This window comes from Rudaea sp. (assembly GCF_036383415.1).
Classification (GTDB): domain Bacteria; phylum Pseudomonadota; class Gammaproteobacteria; order Xanthomonadales; family Rhodanobacteraceae; genus Rudaea.
Window position 1 is genome coordinate 1 of sequence record NZ_DASVOK010000081.1, and the last position, 3,752, is coordinate 3,752.

Genomic DNA, 3,752 nt, shown 5'->3' on the forward strand with positions numbered 1-3,752 from the left:
CTGCGCGGCGCGCGCATCGCCCTGCGCGCGCGCAATCAGCGCGGCTAGCGAGGTACGCGTTGCCGCGGCGCCCTCGCCGGGCGGCGTGCGCTCGAACCAGAGTTTGAGCGAGGCGGCTTTGTTTTGTGCGGTTTTCACTCACCAATTCTAACTCCCACCGATTATCGACGTGATGCTGCATACCGAGCCTTGGGCATTGGGCGCTACAGCGATCCCCGGGATATATCCCCGGCAGACTGCGCAGGCCCTGACGGTCAGTTGGCTCACGGCACGCCCGCGGGCACGAGCATGGGCAGGCTTCGCGCGAGCGGCTACAATCGCGCGATTCGCACGCCCAACGAGGTTCCCATGCGCCTGATCGCTTGCCTGCTCTCCGCCTTCGTCTGCATCGCCGCGCACGCCGCGGAAACCTCCACGCTCGAAGAGCGCATGTCCAAGGACGAATTCCGCGCGGCCGGGCTCGGCAAGCTCACGCCGGCCGAGCTCAAGGTGCTCAACGACTGGCTCAACGGCCACCAGCAGGTGAAGACGGTCAAGGAAGTCGTCACTGCGACCGGCAAGCCCGTGTTCGAGACCGACCAGGGCCAGCGCCAGATCATCGAAACACGCATCACGGGCCGCTTCTCCGGCTGGTACGGCAAGAGCGTGTTCAAGCTCGACAACGGCCAGGAATGGACGCAGGCCGAATCGGGCCAGTTCTCCAACGGCAAGTACGACAATCCCAAGGTCAAGGTGAAGCCGATGCTCCTCGGCAGCTGGCTGATGTACGTCGAACCCTGCGGCTGCAGCGTGCGCGTGGAGCGCACGAAGTGAGACTTCGCAACGCCGCGTTGCTGTGTTGTGCGCTCGGCATCGCCTCGGCTTGCAGTGGCGCGACCGCCGCCGAGCAGCCGACGCTGCAGGAGCGCATGTCGAAGGAGGAGTTCCACGCCGCCGAACTCGACAAGCTCAGCCCCGATGCGCTCAAGCGGCTCAACGACTGGCTTGCCGCGCATCCGGTGACGGTGACCAAGCTCGTCACTCCGTCGAACAAGCCCGTCTTCTATACCGAAGACACGCCGCGTGAGCGCATCGAAACTCGCATCGATGGTCTGTTCACCGGCTGGGCGGGCAAGACCGTGTTCAAGCTGCAGAATGGCCAGGAATGGACGCAGGTCGACTCCGGCCGCTGCGCCGGCGGCAAGCTGCACGACCCCAAGGTCAAGATCGAACCGGCCATGGGCGGCAGCTGGCTGTTGTTCGTCAGCGGCAACGATTGCGACGGTTTGCACGTCGAACGGACTAAATAGCCGGACCGCGCAGGGTGAACCGCGCGTCTACAAATCCTCGACCAGCTTGTTGAGCCGCTTCGGCGACACCGGCTCGGCGGTCTTCAGCTCCTGCGCGAACAACGAGACGCGCAGTTCCTCGATCAGCCAGCGCAATTCTTCGAGCAGGGAAGGATCGGCATCGCCGCTGGCGCGGCGTTTGAGGTATTCGCGCCAGTAGCCGCACACGGTGAGCATGCGCGCCTGGTCGCGCGTGGCGTCCTGGCGCAGGCGTTCGGCGCGCAGGCGCATTGCCTTCAGATAGCGTGGGAAATGCTGCAAACGGGATTTTTCCACTTTTTGCACGAAGCCCGGATGGACGAGCTCGGCGAGCTGCTCACGCAGGTCGTCGTAGTTAGCCTTGGCGTAGCCGATCAGCGGCGGTTCCAGCCACGGCGTGAACTCCGCATACGCGCCGAGCACATCCTCGACCAGCTTGAGCCGTTCGACCGCGACCGCGAACAGTTTGCCGCCGATCTCGGCTTCGGCGTGACGGAACGCCGTGCGCTGGCGCAGATCGAGGTCAGCCACATCGAGCAACTCGGTCAACGCGGCCTCGACGATGTCCTCGCGCAATTCATCGACGCTGGCGATGCCAGCATATTTCAGCGCGAGCCGCCGCTCGATCGGCAGTTGCCGCCGCGCCTGCTTGATCTTCTCGTGCAACGCACGGCGCAGCAGGCGACGCACGCCGAGCGCGTGCGCTTCGCGCGCCTCGTCGGCACGCTCGAACACGCGCAAGGCGACGCTTTCGCCGAGATCGACCAGCGCCGGCCAGGCGACGAGATTGCCGGCACTGACGATGCGCTCGGGAATGTCGTCGAAATCGAACTCGGCCACTTCCTCGCGTGCGAGTTCCACATCGGCGCGGCGCGAAAACGCGGAGTTTGCGGCGCCGCCCCAGGCGTCGCGGATCGTCTCGATATCGCGGCCCTCGGCCAGCGTCTTGCCGTGCTCGTCGTAGATGCGGAAGCGCATCGAAAAATGTACCGGCAATTCGATGCCGGCGAAATCGTGCGCGGCAATCTCGACTCCGCTCACGCGCTGGAGATACGCCGCGAGCGCGTCGAGCAGCGGTTCGTCGCGCGGCGTCTCTGCTTCCGCAAATGCACGCGCGAAATCGGGAGTCGGCACGAAATTGCGCCGCAGCGCCTTCGGCAGACCGCGAATCAACTCCGCGACTTTGTCGGGCAAGAGGCCCGGCACAAGCCATTCGCAACGCCGCGCCGGCACGGCGTTGACGAAGGCCAGCGGCACCTGCAGTGTCACGCCGTCGCCCGCATCGCCGGGAACGAAGCGATAATCGAGCTTGAGTTTGTGCCCGGCACAGTCGAGATGCGTCGGGAAATCGCTCGCGCGCAGTCCCGGCGTGCTCGCCAGCACGTCGTCGAGCGACCAGCGCATCGCGGCCTGTTCTGCCGCGGAAGCGCGGCGATACCAGGCATCGAATGCCGCCGCCGTGTTGATGTCTTCCGGCAGCTTGCCGCGCAGGAAGGCGACGAGCTCGTCCTCGTCGCGCACGAGTCCGCTGCGACGCTGCTTGGCCTCGATCTCGTGCGCCTGCTCGAGCACGCGTGCGTTCGCGCGCACGCAATCGGCACGACTGTCGACATCGCAGCGCGCCAGCGCCTCGCGCAGGAATACTTCGTGCGCTTCCACGAGATTCTGCGCGCCGAATTGCACCATGCGCTTCTCCACAAGTGTCAGGCCGAACAGCGTCACCTGCTCGAACGCGAGCACCGCGCCACGCTTGCGCGACCAATGCGGCTCGCGCCACGCCTTCTTGATCAGATGCGCGGCCTGCTGCTCGATCCACTCCGGCGCGACCTCGGCGTTGAGCATCGCGTAGACTTTCTGCAGATCGAGGATCTGCCCGGACAGCAGCCAGCGCGGCGGCTTCTTCGCCAATGCCGAACCGGGGAAGATCTGGTAGCGCCGCTCGCGCGTGCCGCGGTACTGGTTCTTCTCGTCCCTGAGCGCGACCTGGGTCGGCCAGCCGCTGAGCAAACTGCGATGCACAGCCTCGTAGTTCGCGGCGCCCGCTTTCTGCAATTCGGATTCGGCAGAACTGGAAACCGCTTGTCGCCCGCCTTTCGCCTTCGGCTTTTCCGGCGCCTTCGCGCTGGCCTCCTGCCCCGGCTCCTCCAGCAGCAACAGCTGTCGATGCAGCTCGCGCCACTCGCGCATGCGCAGGTACGAGAGGAAGCGCGCGCCGCACCAATCGCGAAGCTTCGACTGGGTGAGATCCTCGTGCGCGAGCGCGTGCGCTTGCCAGAGATTGAGCACGCCGATGAAGTCGGACTTCGCATCGACGAACTGCGCGTGCGCGGCATCGGCCGCCTGGCGCGCGTCGGGCGGTCGTTCACGCGGGTCCTGGATCGACAGGAAGGCGACGAGGATGAGCAGTTCGCGCGACACGCCGAGACGCTGCGCTTCGACGAGCAT

General features: G+C 65.8%; 3 protein-coding genes. 2 read left to right on the forward strand and 1 reads right to left on the reverse strand.

What is annotated here, in order from left to right; translation table 11 throughout:
- Positions 1 to 348: 348 nt before the first annotated feature.
- Together VF497_RS02840 and VF497_RS02845 are read left to right on the forward strand one after the other, a co-directional pair.
- The gene (locus VF497_RS02840; RefSeq protein ID WP_330886060.1) at positions 349 to 813 is read left to right on the forward strand and encodes a hypothetical protein; all 465 of its coding nucleotides are present in this window, start codon (positions 349 to 351) and stop codon (positions 811 to 813) included.
- On the forward strand, positions 810 to 1,289 hold the full coding sequence (locus VF497_RS02845) for a hypothetical protein (RefSeq protein WP_330886062.1): 480 nt from the start codon (positions 810 to 812) through the stop codon (positions 1,287 to 1,289). Before VF497_RS02840 ends, VF497_RS02845 begins: the two co-directional genes overlap by 4 nt.
- A 27-nt stretch (positions 1,290 to 1,316) precedes the next feature.
- Here VF497_RS02845 and VF497_RS02850 read toward each other — a convergent pair.
- Positions 1,317 to 3,752 (reverse strand): DUF3418 domain-containing protein (locus VF497_RS02850; RefSeq protein ID WP_330886064.1); only part of this gene is annotated, 2,436 nt, incomplete at its 5' end.

Bases quoted from the DNA above. Each gene is read 5' to 3' on its own strand.
- VF497_RS02840 (WP_330886060.1), top strand. From the start codon at position 349: ATGCGCCTGATCGCTTGCCTGCTCTCCGCCTTCGTCTGCATCGCCGCG.